Here is a 23,745-nt window from a genome sequence, read left to right on the forward strand (position 1 = left end):
TCACCCATAGCTTTGGCGGACGATAGCAGGATCCGTCAACGATCGCCGTCCACCGTCTGGCCGGACGAATGCCGCACAGGCGTCTGAAACAGGCGAAACAACCACCACAGCGACGGTGTCAAAATCACGGCACCGCCCAGGACGGCCCAGAGGGTGGCGCGCATCACGGCCGGGGTCGCGGCGGTGGCGGCGACGGTCGTGGCCGGCGGGAGCAGGTACGGGTACTGCGCCGCCGCCCACCCCCACAGCACGGCCGCCACGGCCAGGCCGGCGGTGATCCGCACGGCCACGTAGCGCCCGGCCGCCAGCAGCCCGATCGAGGCCAGCCCGGCCAGCGCCGAGACCACGATCAGCGCGGCCGGCACCGGCCGCAGGAGCCGGTCGGCCAGCCAGGCGGCGTCCAGCTTCACGGCGACCAGTCCCGCCACCGCCAGCGCACCGGTGCCGGCTCCGGCCCAGAGCGCTCGGCGACGCACATGCGGTACAAGAGCGGGCTCATGGTTTTTCGCATCCTGGCAGAGGAAGACCGCGGCGAGATAGGCACACACCGCGACCGCCAGTGCGCCGGTGACCACGGAGATCGGGTTCCACCAGGCGGTGAGCAGGTCGCCCCGGCCCGCGGTCCACGGCGGCACCCGCCCGGACGCGATGCCGCCGGCCACCGCCCCGAAGAAGAACGGGGTGACGACCGAGGAGAACGCGAACAGCGCGCCGAAGATCCGCGCCCGGCCGACCGTGTCGCTGGTCTTGCGGAACGCGAAGCCGGCACCGCGGCCGATGATGCCGAGGGCGGCCCCGGTCAGCGGGATGTACATCGTGGCCGCCACGCCCGCGAACACCGCCGGGAACCCGGTCCACAGCAGGACCACGGCGAAGATCAGCCAGACGTGGTTGGCCTCCCACACGGGCCCGATCGCGTGCTCGATCAGCTTCCGTTGGCGCCGGCCGGCCTGGGCGCCGCCGGCGAAGAGGTCCCAGAATCCGGCCCCGAAGTCGGCGCCGCCGAAGAGGGCATAGGCGGTCACGGCGGCGAACAGCACACCGAGCAGCGCATCGGCGGATGTCATCACGGCACCGGGAAGGTCTCGACGTCGGATTCCTGGGGCGCCGTTGGTACCGGACGATCCCTGGCCAACCGCCGCAGCACGTACACGGTGGCGATGGTCAGCAGCGTGTACACGATCGTCAGCACGATGAGCCCGGTCCGCAGCCCCGGCGCGGTGTTGACGGCGTCATGGGTGCGCAGGATGCCGTAGACGACCCACGGCTGCCGGCCGGTCTCGGTGGTGGTCCAGCCGGCTTCGAGGGCGAGCACGGCGGCCGGTCCGCACAGCGCGGCCGCGCGCAGGAACCACTTGTTGGTCAGCCAGCCCCGCCGCCACTTCCAGATGAACCCGAACAGCGCGGCCACGCCCAGCATCGCGAAACCCGCGCCGACCATGAGCTGGAACGACAGGTGCACGACGTTGACCGGCGGCCGCTGGTCCTCCGGCACCGTGTTCAGCCCGGTGATCTCGGCGTTCGGGTCCCAGTGGGCCAGCAGGGACAGCGCGTTGGGGATCTCGATGGCGTACCGCAGCTCCCCGTCGACCGCGATCCCGCCCAGGTGCAGCGGCGCCCCGCGCTCGGTCTCGTACAGGCCCTCCATCGCGGCCAGCTTGACCGGCTGGTAGTCGGCCACGTAGTGCGCGGCCCAGTCGCCCACGCCGACCTGCACCGGGGCCATGACGGCGGCGACCGTGAACGGCACCAGGAAGCCGAGGCGGTGGTACCGGTCGGTGCGGCCGCGCAGCATGCCGACCGCGTACACCGAGGCCATGCAGAAGCCGGTCACCATGAACGCGGCGACCAGCATGTGGGTGGCCTGCGGACCGGTCGCCCGGTTGAACATCGCGCCCAGCGGGTCGACCCCGGTGATCTTGCCGTCCACGAGGTCGAAGCCCTTGGGCTGGTTCATCCAGGCGTTGGCGCTGACCACGCAGAAGGTGCCGACGATGCCGGCGAGCAGGATCGGGACCGCCGACCAGAGGTGCACCTTGGCCGGCAGCCGGTCCCAGCCGTACAGGTAGATGCCCAGGAAGATCGCCTCGACGAAGAACGCGAAGCCCTCGAGGGTGAACGGGAGCCCGATGACCTGGCCGTACGTGCCCATCAGGCCGGGCCACAGCAGCCCCATCTCGAAACTCAGGATGGTGCCGGAGACCGCGCCGACCGCGAAGAGCACGCCCATGGCGCGGGCCCAGCGGCGGGCCAGCAGGCGGTACTCCACCTGGCCCGTCCTGTAGCCCCGCCACTCCATGAACAGCGTGATCGCGGGCATGGCCACGCCGAAGCTCGCGATGATGATGTGCCAGCCCAGGCTGAGGGCCATCTGGGTGCGTGCGGCGGCGAAGTCGGCCGGAGTGGCCGCCTCGGCGAGAACCGTCAACGTTTCCACCTGCCCGTTCTATCCCCACGCAGGGTGAGCGTGCCCGCCGGTCCGCGTGAAAGCGGCGTTGAACACGTTCACTTCTGCTGGGTGATTTATACGGGTAGGATGGCTACACGTTCCGTGCCTACAGCTCGCGGGGGCCGCTGATCTGGGCGAGGGCCAGGAGCAGGATCAGCACGACGAAGCCGGCGTAGACCAGGCGCCGGCGGCGGATGTTCTCGTACGCGTGCCACCAGGCGATCGCGGCCTCCGACACCGGGCCGGCGATGAACGCCTTGCTGCGCCGCTTGGGCACGACCGCGGGCGCGAGGCGGACGGCCGTGCTGACGTAGACCCTTCTCGTCGGGGGCGCCTTCTCCACCACGGGCGTGACCGTGATGTCCCGTTCCTCGGCTTCTTCGGGTTCCATGGTGTACCGCTCGCTGCGCCGCTTCCAGACGCGCCCGAGGAAGTCGTCGGCCGCCTTCGGGTGCCCCAGCCGGGTGCGCTCGAGCTCCAGCCACGGCCAGCGGGTGGCGACATCGGTCAGCACGTCGACGTAGAGCGTGTCGGCGTCCTCCTCGCCCCCGACGACCTGCGCGGCATCGCGGCGCAGCGGCTCGAGGTGCCGCGTGACGAACGCGACGTAGCCCGGCGGCGGCTCCGAGGTCATACGCATCGGCCCAACGCGCATGCGTTCATCGTGACGCCAGCATCACGATTTTGGAAATACAGTTGTGTTGCCCGCGGGTGCGATGATCGGCCCCGTGGGCTCCGCGTTGCCAGTGGGCCGGGAAATCCTCATCCCCGGTGAGCTGTCGGTCGCCATCGACGAGGGTGGCATCCGCACGGCTTCCGGCATGCTGCCCGCGCTGCTGTACACCACCGACGGGCTGGCCAGGCACGGCCAGCGCGAGATGGTCTTCGCGGTCGCCCGTACCGGCGCGCCCGCACCCGGCTTCCCGCTCACCATGGCCCGCACCGTGCACCGCTTCGCCGCCGAGGGCCGCCTGGTCGACGCGGGCGACGTGAGCGTCTTCGGCCGCCCCGGCGTCGACGTGGACGACCGGGTCACCGGTTTCGTGTACGCCGACCCGCCGGCCGCCCTCCCGTCCACAGTGGACCTCGACCGCCCGCCGCTGGTCGCCCTGCCCCTGCTGGGCGGCGAGACGGCGGTCGTGCAACGCTTCGGCCACGCGCGGGTGCTGGCCCTGCTGGGGGCGCAGGAGCGGTACTACCCGCACCCGTGGTGGTTCCGCCCCGGCCGCGCCCCGGTCCTGGACGACGCGGAGTTCCGGGCGGCCACCATGCTGTCCCGCGCGCCCGCCTACAACCTGCCGTTCCTGCACGTGGTCCACGACGGCGACCGGCTGGAGCTGTCGGTGGCGGCGGAGGACCTGCCCGCCCTGCGTGAGGCCATGCGGGAGGCGCCTGAGGTTTGCGCGTACCTCCCGGGGCTGGCCGGCACGCCCAAGACGTATGTGTGGTCGCCGGGCCAGTCCGGGCCGGCCGCGATCGTGGCTCCGGGCGGGGAGCGGGCCACGCGGCTCGCCTGCAACTTCCTGCTCATCATCCGCGGCGCGGCCGGCGACCCCGACCGTCCTCCTACGGCTCGGCAGGTCGAGGACGGGTTTGCGGTACTGCTGACCGGCGCGATGCACGCCCGTCTCCTGCAGGCGGTGGAGTCGGGCCGGCCGGTCGAGATCGGTCTCCCGGGCGGCGCGGTGCGGTCGCTGGCTTTCAAGGTCTCGACCGGGCTTGTCGGGCCGTCGTTCGAGGTGAACTCGCTGCCGCCCGAGTTGTTGAACGGGGTGCCGGCCGCGACGACGATGGCGGCCTCGCCCGGTGCCGCCGCGGTGCCGCGACCGGCGGGGCGGATCGTGCTGCTGACGAGCGAGGAGCAGTTGCGGCAGGCGACCACTCCCGCTGAGCTGAGCGACTTCCTCGACCGGGCGCGGCGGGTGGTGGAGGGGCTGTTCGCGGGGGTGCGGCACCACACCGAGGAGCTGATGGTCGAGTTCCATCTGGCCCCGAACCGGCCCGTGTCCGTGCGCATCATGGCGCGGCCGATCGCGCCGCCGCGGGAGCTGCTGGTGGTGTTGGAGCGGCAGCTGCAGGCCCTGCCACCCCCGGCGATCCACTACACCGAGGTGGCGTTCCAGCTCCACCTGCCGATCTAGCTCCGCCCGCCGATCCAGCCGCGGCGGGCGGCGCGCAAGGCCCACCACACCAGCGGTACCTGCAGCGGCAGCCGTCCCCACGCGATGGCGCGCTTGGCGGGGGAGGCGTGCCGCCAGTCGACGGCCATCCGCACGTTCGCGGGGAAGACGGCGACGAAGAACCCGGCCGCGGCCAGGCCGGCGGCGCGGCGGGTGCGGGGATGGGCGAGACCGGCCGCCAGGGCGAGCTCGCAGGCCCCGCTGGCATACGTGTACGCCCGCGCGGGGCCGGGCAGGGAGCGCGGGACGATGGCGTCGTACGGCTCGGGTTTGGCGAAGTGGGTGATGCCGGCGGCCCCCAGGAGGGCCGCCAGCGTCAGGGCCGCCCTCATGACAGGCGGACGACCATCTTGCCCAGGTTGTCGCCCTTGAGCATGCCCAGGAAGGCTCCCACCGCGTTGTCGATGCCGTCCACGAACGTCTCGGCGACCTTCAACTTGTCCTCGCGGAGCCAGGCCGTGACCTCCTCGACGAAGGCCTCGCGGCGCGACCAGTGGTCCAGCACCAGGAAGCCCTGCATGGTGAGGCGCTTGCTGATCAGCAGGCTCAGGTTGCGGATGCCCTTGGCGTCGGGCGTGTTGTACTGCGAGATCGCCCCGCACACCGCGATGCGGCCGTGCAGGTTCATCCGGAACAGGGCCTCTTCGAGCTGTTCGCCGCCGACGTTGTCGAAGTACACGTCGATGCCGTCCGGAGCCAGGCGCTTGAGCTGGGCCCGGATGTCGCCGTCGCGGTAGTTGAAGGCGGCGTCGAAGCCGAGCTCGTCGGTCAGGTAGCGGACCTTCTCGGCGGAGCCGGCCGAGCCGATGACCAGGCGGGCGCCGCGCAGGCGGGCGATCTGGCCGACCAGGGTGCCCACCGCGCCGGCGGCGCCCGAGACGAAGACGGTCTCCTCGGGGCGCATGCGGGCCACGTCCAGCAGGCCCGCGTACGCGGTGAGGCCGGGCATGCCCAGCACGCCCAGGTACGCCGACGACGGGGCTGCCGCGGTGTCGACGGTGCGGACCTTCGCGCCGTCCAGGAGGGCGTACGAGCGCCAGCCCAGGCCGTGCAGCACGCTGTCGCCGACCTTGACGTGCTCGTGTTCGGAGGCGACCACGGTGCCGACCGCGCCGCCGTCCAGCGGCTCGCCGAGCTGGAAGGGGGCCACGTAGGACTTGACGTCGTTCATGCGGCCGCGCATGGCCGGGTCCACCGACATGACGTCGTTGCGGACGACCACCTGGCCCGGGCCCGGGGTGGGGATCGGGGACTCGCGGAGCTCGAAGTCGGACTCCGAGGGGAAGCCGGTGGGGCGGGCCGCGAGGTGCCAGACCTTGTTGACGTCGCTCACTGGGCGACCTCGATGTGGACGTCGATGTTGCCGCGGGTGGCGTTGGAATACGGGCAGACCTGGTGCGCCGCGTCCGCGAGGGCCTGGGCGGTGGCGGTGTCGGCGGCCGGCAGGTTGACCATCAGCCAGACCTCCAGGCCGAAGCCGCCGGCGCCGTTCGGGCCGATGCCGACGCGGGCCCGGACCTCGGAGCCCTCGACGGCGGGGAGGGCGTTCTGGCGGCGGGCCACGCTGCGCAGGGCGCTGTGATAGCAGGCCGCGTACCCGGCCGCGAAGAGCTGCTCGGGGTTGGTCGCCTCGCCCGCGCCGCCCATCTCCTTGGGGGTGCGCACGTCGAAGTCGAGGATCCCGTCGGAGCTCGTGACGTGGCCGTTGCGGCCGTCGCCGGAGGCGTTGACCTCAGCGGTGTACAGCACCTGCATCGATTTCTCCCTGTCGCTGGAGTGCGGCGGTGAGCCGCACGAGGGTGTCGCGGAGCTCCTCGAGCTCGCCGAGGTCGAGGCCGCCGTCGCAGACGAGACGGGCCGGGATGCCGGCCGCGCTGGTGCGCAGGGCCGCGCCCTCGGGGGTGAGGCGGACGGTGACGGAGCGCTCGTCGTCGCTGCGCCGCTCGCGGGCCACGAGGCCGGCCGCCTCGAGGCGCTTCAGCAGTGGCGAGAGCGTGCTGGACTCCAGCCGCAGCGCCGCGCCGAGGTCCTTGACGGACCGCTCGTCCTGCTCCCAGAGGGCGAGTAGGACGAGGTACTGCGGGTAAGTCAGGCCCAGTTCGTCGAGCAGCGGCCGGTAGCGCGCCGTGACCGCGCGGGTGGCGGTGTACAGCGCGAAGCAGACCTGCCGGTCAAGTGGAAGGACGTCCACGGGCAAACCATAGCGCACGATTGAGTCGTGCGCGACTTAAACTCCGGGCGCGAACCGCCATACTCGTGAGCGTGCCCCTGCCCCGGTACACCCTGTGGTCCTCCGCCCTCGCCCCCGTGCTGCTCGTCGGCGGCTGGACGCTCGCCGCGGCACTGCAGCGCGGCGGCTTCGACTCCCTGCACGAGACGATCAGCGCCCTGGCCGCGCGGGACGCCGACCGGCGCTGGGTGATGACCCTGGCCCTGGTCGGCGTCGGGCTGTGCCATCTCGTCACCGCGCGGGGCCTGCGCCCGATCGCGCTGCCGGCCCGGGTGATGCTCGGGGTGGGCGGCGTCGCGACCGTGCTCGTGGCGGCGTTTCCGATGCCCGCCGGTGGTACGTCGGCCCCCCACCAGTCCGCCGCCACCGTCGCGTTCGCCTGCCTGGCGCTGTGGCCGGCCCTGTGGCGCCAGGCCGGCAGCGAGCCGGTGCGCCCGCCCGCGCGCGTGATGATCCCGGCCGCGCTCGTGCTGGCGGCGCTGGTGCTGGTGTTCACCGTCGCCCTCGGCACCGGCGTGCTGGTCGGGCTCGCCGAGCGGCTCGCGGCCGGCGCGCAGGCGGTCTGGCCGCTGGCAACGGTGCTGATGCTCAGGCGTTCAGCAAGGTAGCGGCCTTCTCCGCGATCATGTAGACCGGCGCCATGGTGTGGCCGCGGTTGATCCGCGGCATGACCGAGGCGTCGACCACCCGCAGGCCGGTCAGGCCGCGCACCTTGAGCTCCGGGTCGACCACCGACTCGGAGTCGGTGCCCATCCGGCAGGTGCCGACCGGGTGGTAGAGGGTCTCGGCGTGCCGGCGGATCTCGTCGGCCAGGCCCTCGTCGTCGCGCAGGCCGGCGTACGGCGCCATCGGCTCGCCGACGAACGGCCGCAGCGCCTGCGTGGCCGCGAGCTGCTCCGCCTGCCGGAAGCCCCACATGAGGGTGTCCAGGTCGCGGGCGTCGGTGAGGTAGCCCGGCTCGATGACCGGCGGCTCGGCCGGGTTGCCGCTGGCCGCGCTGACCGTGCCGCGGCTCTCCGGCTGCAGCAGCACGACGCCGATGGTCAGGCCGTGCCCGGGCGGGTCGACCAGGCCGTGCTCGATGAACGGCACCGGCGCGAAGATCACCTCGATCTCCGGCAGGCGGCCGGCGCGGGCGATGAAGGCGACCGCCTCGGCGACGTTCGAGGACAGCATGCCGGTACGGCCGACGAGGTACCGCGCCACGCTCCCGAGCGACTCGGCGGCGACCAACGTGATCGGCTGCGGGCAGGCGACCACGACACCGGCGCTGAGGTGGTCCTGCAGTCCGGTACCCACGGAAGGAAGCTCGTGCACGGGTGCGATGCCGGCCGCGCGGAGGCGGTCCGGGTCGCCGATGCCGGAGAGCTGCAGGATGTGCGGGGAGCCGACCGCGCCCGCGCACAGCAGGACCTCGCGCTGGGCGGTGATCTCCCGGACGGTACCGTCGACGGCCCGGTAGACAACGCCCGTCACCCGCTTGGCCGCGCCCGGTCCGGACAGCCGCAGCCGGTCGACCGCGGCACCGGTGACGACGGTGAGGTTGGCGCGGCGGACGGCCGGTCGCAGGTAGGCGTCGGCGGCGCTGTGCCGGGCCCCGCGGTGCTGGGTGACCGGGGTGGGGAAGCAGCCCGAGTTGTCCGGCCCGTCGCGGTCCGCCCGCGCGGGGATGCCGGCCTCGGCGCACGCGGCCAGGAACGCCGCCGTGATCGGGGAGGGGCTGCGCAGCTCGGCGATGCGCAACGGGCCGTCCGGGTGCTCGATGCGCTTGAAGTACGGCTGCACCTCCTCGTACGACCAGCCCGGCACGTCCCAGCCGTCGTAGTCGGCCGCGCAGCCGCGGATCCACATCTGCGCGTTGATCGACGTCGAGCCGCCGAGGGTCTTGCCGCGCGGCCAGTACAGCTCGCGCCCGGCCAGCCCGGCCTGCGGGGCGGTGCGGAAGTTCCAGTCGTACGCGGTCGTGAACAGCTTGCTGAACGCGGCCGGGATGCGGATCTCGCGGGCCTTGTCGGGGCCGCCCGCCTCCAGCAGCACCACCCGGTTGCCCGGCGAGGCGGACAGGCGGTTGGCCAGCACGCATCCGGCCGGCCCCGCGCCGATGACGACGTAGTCCGCGCTGTCGGGCGCGACGGTTGCAGCAGGCATGGCGGCGCCTCCTCGCTCACCGACCCTACGCCGTTACCGGTCCCCGTCAATGCCTGCGAGCTTGTCCGGGTTGGCCACCAGGAAGACGTCCGCGATGCGACCGGCGACGACCGAAATGCTCACGGTGTACCGCACGCGGCTGTCGACGATCTTCGCCGGTTCCCCGTTCAGCCTGGCCGGCCGGTCGGCGCGCACGTGGCGGGACACGCTGACGAGGAACCGGACCGTCTTGAGGCGCCCGAGGATCGGGTTGCGGGCGGCGCGCGCCCGGCCGCCGCCGTCGCTCCACACGACCACGTCCTCGTGCAGCAGCCGTTCGAGCCGCGCGACGTCGCCGTCGCGGGCCGCGGCCAGGAACCCGTCGAGCAGGCGGGCGATCTCGGCCGGGTCGGTGCTGAAGCGCGCCCGTCCCTCGAGCGCCGCGGCCGCGCGGTGGTGCAGCTGGCGGCAGTCGTCCGCCGAGCGCTCCAGGATCACCCCGATTTCCGTGTACGGCACGCCGAACGCCGTATGCAGCACGTACACCGCGCGCTGGGGCGGGGTCAGCCGCTCCATCAGGTGCAGCACCGCGATCGACAGGTCGGACGCGTCGACCGCGCCGAACGGCGACGCCTCGGTCGACACCGGCTCCGGCAGCCAGGTGCCGACGTACTCCTCGCGCCGCGCCTGCCGGACCCGCAGCGCGTCGATCGCGAGCCGCGCCACCACCCTGGTGAGGTAGCGGCGCGGCTCCGCGACGTCGCCCCGGTCGGCCCTGGTCCACCGCAGGTAGGCGTCCTGCAGCACGTCCTCGGCGTCGTGGACGCTGCCGAGCATGCGGTACGCGAGGCCGAGGAGCATCGGGCGGTGCTCGACGAACTCGCGGTCGGTCACACGCCCGGAGGCTGCGACCGCGTGGTGATGGCGAGCCGGTTCCATACGTTGATCGTCGCAATCGCCACCAGGATGTTGCCGGTGCCCTCCTCGCCGAACTGCGCGACGGCCTCGTCCCAGACCGCGTCGGGCACCCCGTCGCGGCCGAGGTGGGTGACGTCGTCGGTGAGGGCCAGCGCGGCCCGCTCCCGCGCGTCGAAGAACGGCCCCTCGCGCCAGGCCGCGAGCGCGAACAGCTTCCGGCCGTCGATGCCGTCCTTGAGGGCCTCGGTGCTGTGCATGTCGACGCAGAACGAGCAGCCGTTGACCATCGACGCGCGCAGCTTGATGAGGTGCAGCAGGGTCGCGTCGACGTGCCCGCGGATGTACTGCTCGAGGCCGAGCACCGCCTTGTAGGCCTCGGGGGCCACCTGGTTGACGCTGATCCGCGCCTGGTTGTGGGTCATACGGGGACGACGGGAGGCGGGCGCCCGGACGTGACAATGCGGGCTGTGGCCTGGGCCACGCTAGGGTCTTTGGGCATGAGCACCTGGCGCCACCTTCCGCCCGCCGCGCGCGCGATCGCCGTGGCCTCCGTCGACGCCGTGGAGGCGGCGCGGGCGAAGGACGACGTGGCCTTCACCGAGGCGGTCGAGAAGCTCGGTGGGCTCGACCCGGAGCAGACCGGGCGGGTGCTGGGCGCCGTGGTGCGGATGCTGCTGGAGGAGCGGCACCCTGACGGGCTCGACGGCGACGACATCCGGGCGGCGCTGGAGCACGCGGTGCGGGCGGCCGGCGCCTGGCGGGACGTCGATCCGCAGGTGATGGTGGTGCTGCTGGTCGGGGCGCTCGGGATTCACGAGACCGACGAGGACGCTGCGGTGCCGCCGCGGGCCTTGGCCACGCACGCGCCGCTGCTCATCGACGACCTGTTGGGCGATCGGAGCTTCGCGTCGTTGCTCACCCGCGCGCTCGCCGAGATCGAGCGCGGCGAACTGCAGGATTTCTAGCGTTTGCTCTTACCGGAAACCGCCGCGGAATCGCCTGAAGAAGCCACCCTCCTGGGGGAGGGGTGCGGCCGCGGGGGGTGCGGTCGTGCGCTGGCGGGCGATCGGCCGGTCGTAGTCGGTGCGGGCGATCGCGTCGATGATCTGGGCCTCGGTGAAGGACTCCGAGCCCTCGATCATCGGGACGAAGCCCACCAGGATGCCGTCCCGCATCACCTGGGCCTCCAGGCCGGCGGTGCCGTCGGTGTCCCAGACCGCGACCCGGCCGTCGAACAGTTGCACGCGGACGCCGAACTGCGACAGCCCGGCCTTCGCCATCTCCACGTGGGCCGGCACGCCGCGCTGACGCAGCGCGTCGACGACCCTGCGCGCCTCGAACTCATCCATCCCGGAACGTTAGCTCCGAATGCTGTGAGACGGCTGAACGCGAGGCGCGAGGATCATGGACGTACGCTCGTCACTTGGACGGCTGCGGCAGCTCACAATTGATCTTCGGGTTGACCCCGAGGTAGTTCAGCGGACCCGCGATGATCGTGACCGCGATGGTGCCCGCCTTGGCGCAGTTCGCGTCATCGCTGTTGAAGTAGCCGCGCTGGCCCGCGGCGATGACACCGATGATCAGCCAGATGACGATGATGACGCCACCGATCGATGAACCCCGGCCCACTGCTGCCTCCTTCTGAAGAGATCGCTCGATTGATACCCCGGCGCCACCGCGCGCCAAACCCAGGGCCGTGACCTGCGTCGCTTTCGGTGTCGGCTTGGCAGCAACAGGGGAGTGAGCGGGTCCCGCGGCGATCTAGCGTGCTTCCCGCACGTCCTTTCCAAGCGATTCCGGGAGTACCGCAGATATGAGCGACGACTACACCAGCTTCTCGACCGACCTCGACGGCAACGGGACCGACGACCCGGCCGCGATCTACACCCTCGACGACGGCAGCAACGTGCTCGTCGGCGACCTCGACCACGACGGCCAGATGGACATCGCCGCTCTCGACAGCGACGGCGACGGCGTCTACGAGCAGACCTACGACCCGGCCACCGGCACCGTGACCGACCTCACCGAAGAGACCGGCTACGAGGGCTACGACGGCTCCGGCGGCAACCTGGACGGCGACGTCGCGGCCTCCTCCGGCGACTACTACGACGCCGGCGCCGTCTCCGACATGATGGCCATGCAGCACGACGCCGCCATGACGGTGATCAACAACATCTGACCCGTTCGCTCGACGGCCGCCCGGTGCCTGCTCCGTTGCACCGGGCGGCCGTTATACATGATCCCTGTGACCTCGCTCAGCCCCCTGCTCGTGGCCGACCTCGTCGGCATCGCCGTGTTCGCGGCCTCCGGCGCCGTGGCCGGCGTGGCCAAGCGGCTCGACCTGTTCGGCGTGGTGTTCGTCGGCTTCACCGCGGCCCTCGGCGGCGGGATCATGCGCGACGTCTTCATCAACGTCCAGCCCAACGCGTTCGTGGACTGGCGCTACGCCGTGGTGGCGGTGGTCTGCGCGGCGGCCACGTTCTGGCTCCACCCGGCGGTGAGCCGGCTGCGCTGGACGGTGCTCGTGCTGGACGCGGCCGGGCTCGGGCTGTTCGTGGTCACGGGCACGCTCAAGGCGCTCGACGCGGGGGTGCCGCCGATCGGGGCCTGCATCATCGGCATGATCACGGGGATCGGCGGCGGGCTGGCCCGCGATCTGCTCACCGGGGAGATCCCGACCGTGCTGCGCCGCGAGATCTACGCGGTGGCCGGGCTGCTGGGGTGCGCCTCGGTGGCCGCGCTGGACGCGACGCATGTGCAGCGGCCGGTGGGCATCGCGCTGGCCGCCACGCTGACGTTCGTGCTGCGGATGGTGGCGATCCGGCGCAACTGGTCCGCGCCGGTGCCGGAGGTCTCGGCTCCGGCCGAACCTCGTCCGCGCGATTCGACCGATGTGCCGGGGGTCTCGGCTCCGGCTGAACGCCGTCCGGGGAATTCCGCCGATGTGCCGGACGTGTGAGGCTATTCCTGACAGGAGGTGGCAGGAATAGGCGCGAGGATCGGGGCATGACTGGATTCGCGAGCCTCATCATGGTCAACATCGACTGCGCCGAGCCGCCGGTGCTGGCCACCTTCTACAGCGAGGTCCTCGGCTGGGACGTCACGCACGCGCAGGACGAGTACGCCATGGTCAGCGACGGCACGAACTCGATCGGCTTCGGGCAGATCCCGGACTACGAGGCGCCGACCTGGCCCGAGGGGCCGACGCCGAAGCAGTTCCACCTGGACTTCTACGTCGACGACCTGGCCGAGGCCGAGCAGCGGGCGCTGAAGCTGGGGGCGACGAAGCCGGAGTTCCAGCCGGGCGGCGAGCGGTACACGGTGCTGCTCGACCCGGCCGGACACCCGTTCTGCGCCTGCCTTCGGTCCTGATTATTTCGTCAGCGTCTTATTTCGTCAGCGTCTTATTTCGTCAGCGTCCTATTTCGTCAGCGTCGACCCTGAGACGGACGGCGGCCGCGCGCCCAGGAAGAAGATGCCGGGGAAGCCGTCCGTCTCGAAGCCGGCGCTGGGGTTCTTGCGCAGCGTCGAGCTGTCGATGGACATGGTGCCGGTGCGGTCGTTGCTCACGAAGAACACCGCGCCGCCGCCCTCGTTGGCCTTGTTCTGCTCGATCAGCGTGCCGGCCAGCTTGACCACGAAGTTGTCGCCGTCGCAGTAGATCGCGCCGCCGCTGCCGCCGCCCGGGGTGCCGCCGCGGGCCGGGTTCGCGCCCTTGCCGATCGCCGAGTTGTACGAGAACAGGCTGTTGAGCACGGTCCAGGAGACCTGGATGCTGCTCAGCGCCCCGCCGTTCGAGCAGACCCCGCCCTGGCCGGACGCGCCGCCGAAGGTGCTGCCGACGATGTAGACGGGCTGGTTGTGGTACTGGCTGAGGGCCCGGATCGCCGCCCCGCCGAGGTCCGGTCCGGTGTCGTCGCACCGGTTGCGCACGAACTTGGCGTTCACGACCTTCAGGCGCCCGCCGCGCACGAAGATCGCGCCCCCGCCGCCGCCCTCGGTCTTGTCGCCGGTCGAGTTGCCGTCGGCGAACACGATGTTCTGGACCGTCAGTGCGGGGGTGGCCTGGTCCTGGCAGTGGTCGGTGGTCCACTCGAGGGCCTTGTCGCACGTGTTCTGGTACAAGATGCGGCGTTTGCCCTCACCGCTCAGCGTGACCTTGCCGCCGCCGTCGATGACGACCTTGGCCGAGCGGTTGCGGACCTTCGCGGTCTGCTTGACCACGATGGTCACCTGGTCGGGGCCGCAGTTGAAGGTGATGACGCCGCCGGTGGAGACGGCGGCCACGAACTTCTCGCTGGTGCAGCTGGCCGCGCTGCCGTCGCCGACGACCGTGGTGGGCGACCCCGTGCTCTCGGCCTTGGCCTCGGCGGGCACGGCCGCCTTGCCGCCCGGGTTGCCGAACGCGAACGTCTGGGTCTGGGCCGCCGCCCCGGTCTTGGACGCCGCGGGCGCGGCCCCGAGGGCGGCGGCGCCGTCCGCACCCTGCGGCGCGGCGCCTTCTTCGGCGGCGGCGGCCGAGCCACTGGGCCCGTCGGTCGGCGCCGGCTTCTCCCCGCCGCCGCACGCCGTCAGCGCGAGTGCCGCCACGAGCAGCATTGCCCCGAGCTTTCGCATTCGGCGAACCTAGCACTCACCGGCGGCGCTTGAGTTCACGCTCCCAATCGACCGCGGCCGCTTCCAGCGCCTCCGTGGTGAGATCGAGCGTGACCGGGTAGTCGAACGTCATCGCCTGTTCGTCTCCGAGCCACGCGGGCGCGGTCGTGCGCGAGAACCCGACGACGAGCCGCGGCTGGCCGACCTCGTGCTCGTCGAACGTGAACGACAGATCCGCGAACGCCAGCCGCTCCTGCGGTTCGATGCGCCCCTTGGCCGCCTTGAGCAGCCAGTTCCCGAGGTCCTTGGCCTCCTCCGGGCTCAGCGCGGGCGCGCGGAAACTCCAGGCCCGCCCGTCGAGCGCGTCGACGACCCCCTCCACGAACAGCGGCTGATCGGCCGATTTCACGGCTCGCAGCTCGACGAAGGCCCCGGTGCGCGTCTGCAGTCTCACGCGCCCAGCATGGCAAACCCGAGGACGCCTCACACCAGGCGAAAGGGCGGATACGGTACCCCCATGAGACCGCATCTGGCCGAGCAGCTCGACATGCAGCCGCACCCCGAGGGTGGCTGGTTCCGCGAGACGTGGCGCTCGCCGGTGACCTTCTCCCCGCCGGGGTACGACGGCCCGCGCAGCGCCGCCACCGCGATCTACTTCCTGCTCAACCCGGGCGAGGAGTCGGCCTGGCACGTGGTGCGCTCGGACGAGCTGTGGTTCTGGCACTCGGGCGGCCCACTGACCCTGCGCCTGGGCGGCTCGGCCGACCAGCCGGGCCCCGGACCGTCGGCGGTGCTGGGCAACGACGTGGCGGCGGGGCAGCGGCCGCAGGTCCTGATCCCCGCGGGCGTGTGGCAGGCGGCGGCGCCGGCCGCCGACCAGCCGGTCCTGGTCAGCTGCGTGGTGGCGCCGGGGTTCGACTTCGCCGACTTCCGGCTGGCTTGACCTGCGCTTTTGAAGGGCTTCGATAAGTCGGGCGCTGCGCGCCGCGACTTGTCGCCTCACGGCCCCACGTTGCGCGGCTCGGCGAGAGCTCAGTTCAGCACGCGGCGGGCGAAGCGGAAGGCGTAGATCCCCGACACCTTCACCCCGTCGCGCTCCGTCGAGGCGTGCACGATCCGGCCGCCGCCGATGTAGATCCCCACGTGGCCCGAGGTCGGGAAGACCAGGTCGCCGGGCTGCAGATCCGAGCGCGAGACCGGCCGTCCCATGTGGGCCAGGCCGCCCGTCGAGCGGGGCAGGGAGATGCCCAGGCGGCGGTACGCGGCGTACACCAGGCCCGAGCAGTCGTACACGTTCGGGCCGACGGAGCCGAAGACGTAGCCCTTGCCGACCTGGGCCATCGCGAAGCCCACGACGCCGCCGGAGTCCGCCGACCAGCCGGCTCCGTTCGTCGCCAGGGTCGCGTTGGACCGGCGGGTCTGGGTGCGGGTCGGGGTGCGGCCTGGCTTGGGGCGGGTGGTTCGCGAGCGTGAAGCCCGGGATTCGGTCGTGCGCGCCGACTCGGGCATCCGGGGAGCCGCGGCCACCACCGGCGGTGGCGCGATGACGACCACGGGAGGCCTCGGAATGGCCCGGGTGGCCCCGCGCAGTTCGGCCAGGCGGTCCGGGACGGCGACGGCGACGGCGACGGCGGCCGAGGTGGGGGCGGCGACCGGGGGAGGAGCGGCGGCGTGGGTGGTGGTGGCGTGGCCGCTCATCAGGGCGCCGGTCAGGGCGGTGCAGACGATGGTGCAGGCGGTCGTGGCCGCGGAGAGGTTGCGGCGTACGTGGTGTCTGGACAGGTGTGGCTCCCCGTTCGGCCCGGGGCACGCGTGCGCTCCTCCGAGTGCGTTCGCGGCGATGTCCGTCGCGGGGTGCGGCCGGTGCGGCGGCGGGAATGAGAACCGCCGCCGCGCCGAATCGGAAGACCCGGGCAATGATCACTTGCCGAGAGACAAACTAAAACCGTCTCATCCGATATGACGGGCATTTGCTGAAAAATCCCCCACATCGGCGGGTCTCGCTCGAAACGAAAAAAACGGTCAATCGGTCGGATCCGAGATGTCGGCGACGGTGGCCTGAAGGGTCTCGATCGCGGCATCGGCGTCGACCGAGAGGGCCACCCCGTGCGCCCCGCCGCCCAGGCTGATCGCGCGTCCGCGAATGCGTGCATCGGCGATCACCGGCCACGCCGTGGTCGCGCCGAACGGGGTGATCGTGCCGCGCTCGTACCCCGTGACCGCCTTGGCCGTCGCGGCGTCGGGCATCGACATGCGGGCCACGCCGAGCAGGGTGCGCAGCTTCGGCCAGGAGATGACCCGGTCGCCGGGGACGAGCACGAACCGGTAGTCGTCGTCCGCGAGCCGCACCACGATGGTCTTGACGACGTCGGCCACCTCGACGCCCCGGGCCGCGGCCGCCTCGGCCAGGCTGCCGACCGGTCCGTGCTCGACGACCCGGAACGCGATGCCGCTCGCGGACGCCGCCGCCACCGCGCGGTTCACGGGACGAGCGGGCGGACTCGTTCGGCCACGAACCGTACAAATGCGGCAGGGTCTGGATCGTCGGGTGTCGGCTGCAGGATCACCTTGTCGGCGCCGGCCTCGGCCCAGCGGCGGACACCCGCGGCGACCTCGTGCTCGTCGCCCGCGACCAGCACGTCGGCGTCGTCGGTGTAGCCCCAGCGGGTCCGCTCGGCCTCCAGGCGCTCCCGCGCGCCGTCGCCGGTCGCGCAGTGCAGGTAGACGACCAGCTCGTGGGGGTCGGTGCGGCCGGCGGCGGTGCGACCCTCGTCGATCAGGGCGCGGGCGCGGCGTACCGCGGCCACGTCGCTGCCCGCCGTCAGCAGCGTGCCGTCGGCGACCTCGCCGGACAGCCGGATCGACTTGGGGCCCATGGCGCCGATGAGGATCGGCGCGGGCGCGGGCGGCGGCCAGTCCAGGGCCACGCCGTCCAGCCGGACGTACCGCCCCTGCGTCGACACCCGCTCGCCCGCCAGCAGCGCGCGGAGCGCCACGGTGTACTCGCGCAGCAGCGTCATCGGGGACTCGGCCCGCGCGCCGACCTGGCCCATCCAGTCCTGCACCCCGTGCCCGACCGTGATGACCGGGCGGCCCGGGAACATCCGGAACAGCGTCGCCGTCTCCATCGCGGCCAGCGCCACGTTGCGCAGCGGCACCGGCAGCAGCCCGACCCCGACCCGCAGCCGGCTCGTCATGCCCAGGGCGGCGGCCGCCGTGGTGAGCCCGCCCTCCAGGAAGCAGTCCTCCCACAGCCACAGCTCCTCGAGCCCGGCCTCGTCGGCGGCGGTCGCGATGGACCGCAGCCGCTCGGGCGGCAACTGTGGCAGAAACACGGCACCCAGGATCGTCATGTGGATCAGTCTTCCACCCGACACCCGGAGCCGATGGCACGGAATGGAACGCCGGAGCGGGCATGACGCATGGACACGCCGTCGTTCTCGGCGGCAGCATGGCGGGCCTGCTCACCGCGCGGGTGCTGACCGAGCACTTCGACCGGGTCACCATCGTGGACCGCGACGAGCTCGCCGGGGGCTGGAGCGGCGACCCGGACGCCGATCCCCGCGAGCGCGCCGTCCGCCGCGGGGTGCCGCAGGGCCGGCATGCCCACGGGCTGCTCGCGGCCGGGCTCAACGTGATCGAGGAGCTGTTCCCGGGCGCGACCGGGGAGCTGGCCGCGGCCGGGATGCCGACCGGCGACGTGCTGGGCAACGTCCGGTTCTGCGCGAACGGGCACCGGCTCAAGCAGGTGCCGACGGGCATGGCGGCGGTGTCGTTCAGCCGGCCGTACCTGGAGACCTGGGTGCGCTCCAAGGTGCTCGCGCTCCCGGGCGTCGAGGTGCGCGGCGGCCACGACATCATCGGCATCGCGTCGGACGACGCCACGGCCGCCGCGAGGACGCGGGTCGTCGGCGCGCGCATCCAGTCCCTGGACGGCCCGGCGCAGACGCTCGCGGCGGATCTCGTGGTCGACGCGACCGGGAAAGGCTCCCGCGCACCGCGCTGGCTGGCCGAGCTGGGCTACGAGCGCCCGCGGGAGGAGCGGCTGCAGGTCGATCTCGCGTACGTCTCCCGCCCCTACCGGGTCGCCCCGGCCCTGCTCGACGGGGACATCGCGATCATCATCGGCCCGTCGGCGGCCGCGCCGCGCGGGGGTGCGGTGATGCTGCAGGAGGGCGGCCGCGCGGTCATCACGCTGTTCGGCATCCTCGGCGACCACGCCCCGCTCGACGACGCCGGCTTCCGCGCGTACGCCAAGCGGCTGCCGCTGCCGTACGTGTCGGACATCATCGAGGCGTCCGAGCCGCTGGCCGACGAGGCGGTCAAGTACCGGTTCCCGGGCAGCACGCGGCACCGGTACGACCGCCTCCGCCGCTTCCCGCCGGGCTTCGTGGTGGTCGGGGACGCGCTGTGCTCCTTCAACCCGATGTACGGGCAGGGCATGTCGGTCGCCGGCGTCGAGGCGCTCATGCTCGGCTCGCACCTGAAGACCGGTCACTTCGACGCGCTGCGGTTCTTCCGCGCGGTGCGGCCGGTGGTCGACATCCCGTGGCAGATCGCCACCGGCGGCGACGCGGCGCTCCCGGGCGTCGACGGCCCGCGGGACCTGGGCACGCGGATGGTCAACCGGTACCTCGACCGCCTCTACGCCGCGGCCGCGCACGACGAGGTGGTCTCCCGCGCGTTCAGCCGCGTCACCAACCTGCTCGACCCGCCGGCCGCCCTCCTGCGCCCCGGCATCGCCCGGCGGGTGTTGGGCAGGCGACGCTCCGCAATTGTTTAGGGCCTGACGTGGGACGATGAGGGGCGTGCCGTACCGCCGGATCGCCGACATCGACTTCGCCGCGCTCACCCGGGGGCCGTTCCACCCGTCCCCGGAGGACTGGGCCGACGAGGTCCTGTACTTCCTGATGGTCGACCGCTTCTCCGACGGCGGCGAGCGGGGCTACCGCGGCAACGACGGCGAGACCGTCACCACCGGGGCCACGCCGCCGCTCACGGAGGACGGGCACGGCAACGCGATCACGACCCCCGAGGACGCCGCGCGGTGGCGGGACGCCGGCGTGGACTGGGTCGGCGGCACCCTCAACGGCCTGCGCTCCAAGCTGGGCTACCTGCGCCGCCTCGGGGTGAGCGCGATCTGGGTGAGCCCCGTGCTCAAACAGGTGGCGGGACAGCCTTCCTATCACGGGTACGGCATCCAGGATTTTCTGCGCGTCGACCCGCACTTCGGCAGCGGCGACGACCTCCGCGCGCTCGTCGCCGAGGCGCACGCCCAGGGACTGCGGGTCATCCTCGACGTGGTGCTCAACCACGCCGGCGACGTCTTCGGCTACGAGGGTGACACCCAGCCGCTCTGGACCGGGCAGCGCTTCGCGGTCAAGGGGTTCCGCGACGAGGACGGCGCCGCCGTGCTCCCGATCGGCCCGGTGCCGCAGTCGTACCCCGACGGCGCCGTCTGGCCCGCGGAACTGCAGAGCACCGCCACCTTCACCGGCAAGGGGCGGATCGTGGACTGGGACCGCTTCCCGGAGTACCTCGAGGGCGACTTCGAGGGCCTCAAGGACATCGCGCTCGGGGAGGGACCGGCCGGTGACTACCGCCCGTCCGCGGCGCTGGTGGCGTTGGTGCGGGCGTACCAGTACTGGATCGCGTTCGCCGACCTCGACGGCTTCCGGGTCGACACGGTCAAGCACATGGACCCGGGCGCGGCGCGGTTCTTCGCCTCCGCGATCCACGAGTTCGCGCAGTCGATCGGCAAGGAGCGCTTCTACCTGATCGCCGAGATCACCGGGAGCCGCGCGTTCGCCTACGACACGCTCGACGCGGTCGGCATGGACGCCGCGCTCGGCCTGGCCGAGGTGCAGGACCGCCTGGAGCGGGTGGTGAAGGGCGACGCCGACCCGGTCGAGTACTTCGCGCTGTTCCGCAACTCGATCCAGCTCGGCCAGGATACCCACGCCTGGTTCCGCAACAAGGTCGTGACCAGCTACGACGACCACGACCAGGTGCGCAAGGGGCCGTGGAAGGCGCGGTTCGCGGCCGACGGCGCGGGCCGGCGCCTGGCCCTGGTGGCGCTCGCGTTCAACGCCGTGACGCTCGGCATCCCGTGCATCTACTACGGCTCCGAGCAGGAGTTCGACGGCGCGGGCGGGCACGACCGGTACCTTCGCGAGGCCATGTTCGGCGGGGCGTTCGGCCCGTTCCGCAGCCGCGGCGGGCACGCGTTCGACGAGGAGCACGCGACGTACCGGGAGCTCCAGCAGATCCTCGCGGCCCGGCGGCGGATTCCGGCGCTGCGCCGCGGCCGGCAGTACCTGCGGCCGGTCTCCACCGACGGCGTCGTGTTCGCCCCGCCCGCCCCGCGCGGCGTGCTGCCCTGGTCGCGGATCTTCGCCGACCACGAGGTGCTCGTCGCGGTCAACACCGACCCGGACCGGGTGCGCACGGTCTGGGTCACCGTCGACAACGACCTGCATCACGAGGGTGAGCTGCTGACCTGCCGGTACTCCACGGAGCCGGCCTTCGCGGGTGGCAAGGTCTCGGTCTCGGCCCGCAACGGCAAGGCGGTCCAGCTGACCGTGCCTCCGGCGGGGATCGTCATCTACGAATAAGCGATCAATCGGCATAGTCTGATGCGCCATGGAGGGTGCGATCGGCCGGGATCTCGCGCATGCGCTGCGCACCGGGCCGTTCTCGGCCGTGCTGCACCTGGCCATCGAGGATCGCGGGGTGCGCCTCGACGAGCTGCAGGAGCGGCTCGCGGCCGAGGGCGTGCACGTCAGCCTCACCACGCTCAGCCACTGGCGGCGCGGGCGGTCGCGGCCCGAGCGGCCCGACTCGTTGCGCGCGGTACGGCTGCTGGAGGGCATCCTGGCCCTGCCCGAGGGCTCGCTGACCGTCCAGCTGGGGCCGCGCCGGCCGCGCGGGCGGTGGCTGGGGCGGCCACCGGGGACCATCGAGATCGACCGCCTGTTCACCGACGGCACCAGCGTCACGAAGATGCTCGGCGACCTCGACCGCTGGATGTATCACGAGCTGACCCGGCTCAGCCTGCACGACCTGTACCGCGTCGGCCCGCACCGGGAGGAGGTCGGGCTGGCCGTGCGCCAGGTGCTGCGGGCCAACATCGACCGCGTCTCCCGTACCGTGGCCATCTTCGCCAGTGACGACCCCGCGGCCCACGTGACGGTGCTGGCGGTGCGCAACTGCCGGCTCGGGCGCGTCCGCACCGAGGAGGCGACCGGGCTGGTCGCGGCCGAGATCATCTTCGATCGCATGCTGGCCCAGGGCGAGACCGTCGTGCTCGAGTACGAGTACCGCAGCACCTCCCGCCAACCGCCGCCGACCAGGCACTACTACCGCGGGTTCGCCGTGCCCGTGGTCGAGTACGTGATGCAGGTCCAGTTCGACGCGGCGGCGGTGCCGGCCAGGTGTCACCGCTTCGAGCGGCGCGCGCTGGAGGCACCCGAGCAGGGCGTGGGGGAGGCCTGGATCGGCTCCACCGGCGGGGCACACCTGATCGCGTCGGATGTGCCCCCCGGGATCGTGGGGATGCGCTGGGAGTGGGAGTGATCAGGTCGTGATCGTCACGTCGTCGATGACGAAGCTGGTCTGCAGCGACCAGTCCTCGACGCCGGTGAACTTCAGCGCCACGCTCCGTCCGGCGTAGGCGTTGAGGTTCACCGTCTTCTCGACGTACCCGCTGGTCTTGTCGAGGTTCGACCACGACCCGACGGTGGTGCCGTCGGCGGTCAGGGTCAGCCGATCGTAGACGGTGTTCTCGTACTCGGCGGTGGTGATGCGCACCCAGAAGTGCAGGGTGGCGGACGAGCCGGCCGGGATCGTCACCTGCTGGGCCAGGGTGTCGGTCTGCACCTTGCCGCCCCCGTTGAGCCAGGCGTTGCGGGTGCCGGTCCGGGCCGGGTACTGCGACCAGGTCCCGATCACGTTCGCCGTCGCCGTCCACGGTGACGTGCCGCTCTCGAAGCCCGGGTTCCCGACCGGCTGGCCGGGATCCGGCGGGGGTGTCGTCCCGCCGTTGAGGAACCCGACGTTCAGCAGGACGTTGGGCGATCCGCTCCCCGCCCCGCTGATCTTGCCGGTGGTGCCGTTCGACACCAGCGCGGAGCGGACCTGGGCCGGGGTCGCCGACGGGTTCGCGCCGAGGTAGAGGGCCGCCGCGCCGGTCACGTGCGGGGAGGCCATCGAGGTGCCGGTCATGGTGGCGCTGCCGGTGTTGCTGGAGTACGACGCCGACACGATGCTCGTGCCCGGCGCGAACAGGTCCAGGCAGCTGCCGTAGTTGCTGGTCGAGTTGCGCGCGTCGGCGCTGGTGCTGTTGCCGACGGTCAGCGCGGCCGCGACCCCCTGCGGGCTGTAGTAGCAGGCGTCGTCGCCGTTGTTGCCGGCCGCCTGCACGAACTGCACCCCGGAGTCGATCAGCCGCTGCACCGCCGAGTCCATGGCCTGGCTGCTGCACCGGCTGCCGCAGCCGATGCTGTAGTTGGCCACGGCCGGCTTCTGGGCGTTGGTGCGCACCCAGTCGATGCCGGCGATCAGGTCGTCGTTGGTGCCGGTGCCCTGGCAGTTGAGCACCCGCACGGAGACCAGGTTCGCCTTCTTGGCCACGCCGTACGAGCTGCCGACCGCCGTGCCCGCGACGTGCGTGCCGTGGCCGTGGCAGTCGGCCGGGTTGCTGTCCCCGTCGACGATGTCGATACCCTGGCGCACCCGGCCGCTGAAGTCGACGTGGCTCGCGTTCAGGCCGGTGTCGAGCACGTACACGGTGGCGCCCTGGCCCGCGCTCGCCGGGTACTCGTAGCGCTGGTTCAGCGGCAGGGAGGCCTGGTCGATGCGGTCGTCGCCCCAGTTCGGCGGGCTGCTCTGGACGTCCTGCACGGTGATCCGCTGGACCGCCTCGACCGCCGCCACGCCCGGGTCGGCGGCCAGACGTTTCGCCTGGCTCGCCGACATCGCCGTCGAGTAGCCGCCGGCGAAGGTGTGCCGGACCTGCCCGCCGTACTGCTGGATGAGCGTGTCCCTTTTGCCAGTGTCGCTTCCGCCGGTGTCGCGGAGGGTGACGATGTATCGGCCGGCGACCGCGTTCGCCGAGCCCTCGTTCTGGATGGTGCCGGTGGGCTCGATCTGGACATCGGCGTAGGCCGGCGCCCCGATCAGCACAGTGGTGAGCGCCGCGAGTGCGGCCGCCGCTCTCTTCATGGCGCAGGACCGTAAAAGTCCTT

General features: G+C 72.2%; 28 protein-coding genes. 10 read left to right on the forward strand and 18 right to left on the reverse strand.

Going from position 1 to position 23,745, the window contains the following annotated elements; translation table 11 throughout:
• Positions 1 to 35: 35 nt before the first annotated feature.
• The 3 genes from ACQP00_RS09075 to ACQP00_RS09085 form a co-directional block, all read right to left on the reverse strand.
• On the reverse strand, positions 36 to 1,067 hold the full coding sequence (locus ACQP00_RS09075; protein WP_433217124.1) for a cytochrome d ubiquinol oxidase subunit II: 1,032 nt from the start codon (positions 1,065 to 1,067) through the stop codon (positions 36 to 38).
• Positions 1,067 to 2,437, reverse strand: a complete 1,371-nt coding sequence (locus ACQP00_RS09080) for a cytochrome ubiquinol oxidase subunit I (RefSeq protein ID WP_433217126.1) — start codon at positions 2,435 to 2,437, stop codon at positions 1,067 to 1,069. Before ACQP00_RS09080 ends, ACQP00_RS09075 begins: the two co-directional genes overlap by 1 nt.
• A 118-nt stretch (positions 2,438 to 2,555) precedes the next feature.
• On the reverse strand, positions 2,556 to 3,104 hold the full coding sequence (locus ACQP00_RS09085) for a hypothetical protein (protein WP_433217129.1): 549 nt from the start codon (positions 3,102 to 3,104) through the stop codon (positions 2,556 to 2,558).
• A gap of 73 nt (positions 3,105 to 3,177) precedes the next feature.
• Here ACQP00_RS09085 and ACQP00_RS09090 point away from each other — a divergent pair, with 73 nt between their 5' ends.
• On the forward strand, positions 3,178 to 4,590 hold the full coding sequence (locus ACQP00_RS09090; RefSeq protein ID WP_433217132.1) for a hypothetical protein: 1,413 nt from the start codon (positions 3,178 to 3,180) through the stop codon (positions 4,588 to 4,590).
• On the opposite strand, the gene ACQP00_RS09095 is transcribed toward ACQP00_RS09090, so the two are convergent.
• The 4 genes from ACQP00_RS09095 to ACQP00_RS09110 are packed head-to-tail and all read right to left on the reverse strand — an operon-like array spanning position 4,587 to position 6,826.
• Positions 4,587 to 4,961 carry a DoxX family protein gene (locus ACQP00_RS09095; RefSeq protein WP_433217135.1) on the reverse strand — a complete coding sequence of 125 codons (375 nt, stop codon included), beginning with the start codon at positions 4,959 to 4,961 and terminating at the stop codon, positions 4,587 to 4,589. The genes ACQP00_RS09090 and ACQP00_RS09095 overlap by 4 nt on opposite strands.
• Complete coding sequence (locus tag ACQP00_RS09100) at positions 4,958 to 5,962, reverse strand: NADP-dependent oxidoreductase (RefSeq protein ID WP_433217138.1); 1,005 nt, start codon at positions 5,960 to 5,962, stop codon at positions 4,958 to 4,960. Before ACQP00_RS09100 ends, ACQP00_RS09095 begins: the two co-directional genes overlap by 4 nt.
• Positions 5,959 to 6,384, reverse strand: coding sequence for an organic hydroperoxide resistance protein (locus ACQP00_RS09105; protein ID WP_433217141.1), 426 nt, complete (start codon positions 6,382 to 6,384; stop codon positions 5,959 to 5,961). Before ACQP00_RS09105 ends, ACQP00_RS09100 begins: the two co-directional genes overlap by 4 nt.
• Positions 6,362 to 6,826: a MarR family winged helix-turn-helix transcriptional regulator gene (locus ACQP00_RS09110; protein WP_433223784.1), complete on the reverse strand. Its 465-nt coding sequence runs from the start codon at positions 6,824 to 6,826 to the stop codon at positions 6,362 to 6,364. The genes ACQP00_RS09105 and ACQP00_RS09110 overlap by 23 nt, the downstream gene beginning before the upstream one ends.
• A 65-nt stretch (positions 6,827 to 6,891) precedes the next feature.
• Here ACQP00_RS09110 and ACQP00_RS09115 point away from each other — a divergent pair, with 65 nt between their 5' ends.
• Positions 6,892 to 7,467 carry a DUF998 domain-containing protein gene (locus ACQP00_RS09115; RefSeq protein WP_433217144.1) on the forward strand — a complete coding sequence of 192 codons (576 nt, stop codon included), beginning with the start codon at positions 6,892 to 6,894 and terminating at the stop codon, positions 7,465 to 7,467.
• Here the strand turns inward: ACQP00_RS09115 and ACQP00_RS09120 are convergent.
• From ACQP00_RS09120 to ACQP00_RS09130, 3 genes are read right to left on the reverse strand one after another with little or no spacing between them, the layout of a single operon-like run.
• Positions 7,448 to 9,007 (reverse strand): GMC family oxidoreductase, encoded by a 1,560-nt coding sequence (locus ACQP00_RS09120; RefSeq protein ID WP_433217147.1) that lies wholly within the window; start codon positions 9,005 to 9,007, stop codon positions 7,448 to 7,450. The two genes, ACQP00_RS09115 and ACQP00_RS09120, sit on opposite strands and share 20 nt — an antisense overlap.
• Before the next feature lie 33 nt (positions 9,008 to 9,040).
• A complete protein-coding gene (gene sigJ / locus ACQP00_RS09125) occupies positions 9,041 to 9,880 on the reverse strand; it encodes an RNA polymerase sigma factor SigJ (RefSeq protein WP_433217150.1) in 840 nt (279 codons plus the stop codon).
• Positions 9,877 to 10,326 carry a carboxymuconolactone decarboxylase family protein gene (locus tag ACQP00_RS09130; protein WP_433217153.1) on the reverse strand — a complete coding sequence of 150 codons (450 nt, stop codon included), beginning with the start codon at positions 10,324 to 10,326 and terminating at the stop codon, positions 9,877 to 9,879. Before ACQP00_RS09130 ends, sigJ begins: the two co-directional genes overlap by 4 nt.
• A 75-nt stretch (positions 10,327 to 10,401) precedes the next feature.
• Between ACQP00_RS09130 and ACQP00_RS09135 the strand changes: the two genes are divergently transcribed.
• Entirely contained in the window at positions 10,402 to 10,869 is a 468-nt protein-coding gene (locus tag ACQP00_RS09135; protein ID WP_433217156.1) for a hypothetical protein, read from the forward strand.
• Between the two features lie 9 nt (positions 10,870 to 10,878).
• Here the strand turns inward: ACQP00_RS09135 and ACQP00_RS09140 are convergent, their stop codons facing one another.
• Positions 10,879 to 11,253, reverse strand: a complete 375-nt coding sequence (locus ACQP00_RS09140; RefSeq protein ID WP_433217159.1) for a hypothetical protein — start codon at positions 11,251 to 11,253, stop codon at positions 10,879 to 10,881.
• 70 nt (positions 11,254 to 11,323) lie between these two features.
• The gene (locus ACQP00_RS09145) at positions 11,324 to 11,533 is read right to left on the reverse strand and encodes a hypothetical protein (RefSeq protein WP_433217162.1); all 210 of its coding nucleotides are present in this window, start codon (positions 11,531 to 11,533) and stop codon (positions 11,324 to 11,326) included.
• A 184-nt stretch (positions 11,534 to 11,717) separates the two neighbouring features.
• Between ACQP00_RS09145 and ACQP00_RS09150 the strand changes: the two genes are divergently transcribed.
• The 3 genes from ACQP00_RS09150 to ACQP00_RS09160 all read left to right on the forward strand — a co-directional run bounded on the left by ACQP00_RS09150 (position 11,718) and on the right by ACQP00_RS09160 (position 13,276).
• Entirely contained in the window at positions 11,718 to 12,083 is a 366-nt protein-coding gene (locus ACQP00_RS09150) for a hypothetical protein (protein ID WP_433217164.1), read from the forward strand.
• Between the two features lie 66 nt (positions 12,084 to 12,149).
• On the forward strand, positions 12,150 to 12,863 hold the full coding sequence (locus ACQP00_RS09155) for a trimeric intracellular cation channel family protein (RefSeq protein WP_433217167.1): 714 nt from the start codon (positions 12,150 to 12,152) through the stop codon (positions 12,861 to 12,863).
• 47 nt (positions 12,864 to 12,910) lie between these two features.
• Positions 12,911 to 13,276, forward strand: coding sequence for a VOC family protein (locus ACQP00_RS09160; protein ID WP_433217170.1), 366 nt, complete (start codon positions 12,911 to 12,913; stop codon positions 13,274 to 13,276).
• Positions 13,277 to 13,324: 48 nt separating this feature from the next.
• Here the strand turns inward: ACQP00_RS09160 and ACQP00_RS09165 are convergent, their stop codons facing one another.
• Together ACQP00_RS09165 and ACQP00_RS09170 are read right to left on the reverse strand one after the other, a co-directional pair.
• A complete protein-coding gene (locus tag ACQP00_RS09165; RefSeq protein ID WP_433217173.1) occupies positions 13,325 to 14,521 on the reverse strand; it encodes a hypothetical protein in 1,197 nt (398 codons plus the stop codon).
• Between the two features lie 16 nt (positions 14,522 to 14,537).
• Positions 14,538 to 14,954, reverse strand: coding sequence for a WapI family immunity protein (locus ACQP00_RS09170; protein ID WP_433217176.1), 417 nt, complete (start codon positions 14,952 to 14,954; stop codon positions 14,538 to 14,540).
• 63 nt (positions 14,955 to 15,017) lie between these two features.
• Here ACQP00_RS09170 and ACQP00_RS09175 point away from each other — a divergent pair, with 63 nt between their 5' ends.
• Positions 15,018 to 15,443 carry a cupin domain-containing protein gene (locus ACQP00_RS09175; RefSeq protein WP_433217179.1) on the forward strand — a complete coding sequence of 142 codons (426 nt, stop codon included), beginning with the start codon at positions 15,018 to 15,020 and terminating at the stop codon, positions 15,441 to 15,443.
• 89 nt (positions 15,444 to 15,532) lie between these two features.
• Here the strand turns inward: ACQP00_RS09175 and ACQP00_RS09180 are convergent, their stop codons facing one another.
• The 3 genes from ACQP00_RS09180 to ACQP00_RS09190 form a co-directional block, all read right to left on the reverse strand.
• Positions 15,533 to 16,198: a C40 family peptidase gene (locus ACQP00_RS09180; protein ID WP_433217182.1), complete on the reverse strand. Its 666-nt coding sequence runs from the start codon at positions 16,196 to 16,198 to the stop codon at positions 15,533 to 15,535.
• Between the two features lie 324 nt (positions 16,199 to 16,522).
• A complete protein-coding gene (locus ACQP00_RS09185) occupies positions 16,523 to 16,984 on the reverse strand; it encodes an aminoacyl-tRNA deacylase (RefSeq protein WP_433217185.1) in 462 nt (153 codons plus the stop codon).
• Positions 16,981 to 17,853 carry an LLM class flavin-dependent oxidoreductase gene (locus tag ACQP00_RS09190; RefSeq protein WP_433217188.1) on the reverse strand — a complete coding sequence of 291 codons (873 nt, stop codon included), beginning with the start codon at positions 17,851 to 17,853 and terminating at the stop codon, positions 16,981 to 16,983. Before ACQP00_RS09190 ends, ACQP00_RS09185 begins: the two co-directional genes overlap by 4 nt.
• Before the next feature lie 62 nt (positions 17,854 to 17,915).
• Between ACQP00_RS09190 and ACQP00_RS09195 the strand changes: the two genes are divergently transcribed.
• The 3 genes from ACQP00_RS09195 to ACQP00_RS09205 are packed head-to-tail and all read left to right on the forward strand — an operon-like array spanning position 17,916 to position 22,075.
• Positions 17,916 to 19,283, forward strand: coding sequence for an FAD-dependent oxidoreductase (locus tag ACQP00_RS09195; RefSeq protein ID WP_433217191.1), 1,368 nt, complete (start codon positions 17,916 to 17,918; stop codon positions 19,281 to 19,283).
• A 16-nt stretch (positions 19,284 to 19,299) separates the two neighbouring features.
• Positions 19,300 to 21,114, forward strand: coding sequence for an alpha-amylase family glycosyl hydrolase (locus ACQP00_RS09200; protein ID WP_433217194.1), 1,815 nt, complete (start codon positions 19,300 to 19,302; stop codon positions 21,112 to 21,114).
• A 28-nt stretch (positions 21,115 to 21,142) separates the two neighbouring features.
• A complete protein-coding gene (locus ACQP00_RS09205) occupies positions 21,143 to 22,075 on the forward strand; it encodes a hypothetical protein (RefSeq protein ID WP_433217197.1) in 933 nt (310 codons plus the stop codon).
• Here ACQP00_RS09205 and ACQP00_RS09210 read toward each other — a convergent pair whose 3' ends face one another.
• A complete protein-coding gene (locus tag ACQP00_RS09210; RefSeq protein WP_433217200.1) occupies positions 22,076 to 23,722 on the reverse strand; it encodes a S8 family serine peptidase in 1,647 nt (548 codons plus the stop codon). It lies immediately after the preceding gene.
• Between the last annotated feature and the right edge of the window lie 23 nt (positions 23,723 to 23,745).

It is taken from the genome of Dactylosporangium sp. CS-047395 (genome assembly GCF_050942185.1).
GTDB lineage: Bacteria > Actinomycetota > Actinomycetes > Mycobacteriales > Micromonosporaceae > Dactylosporangium.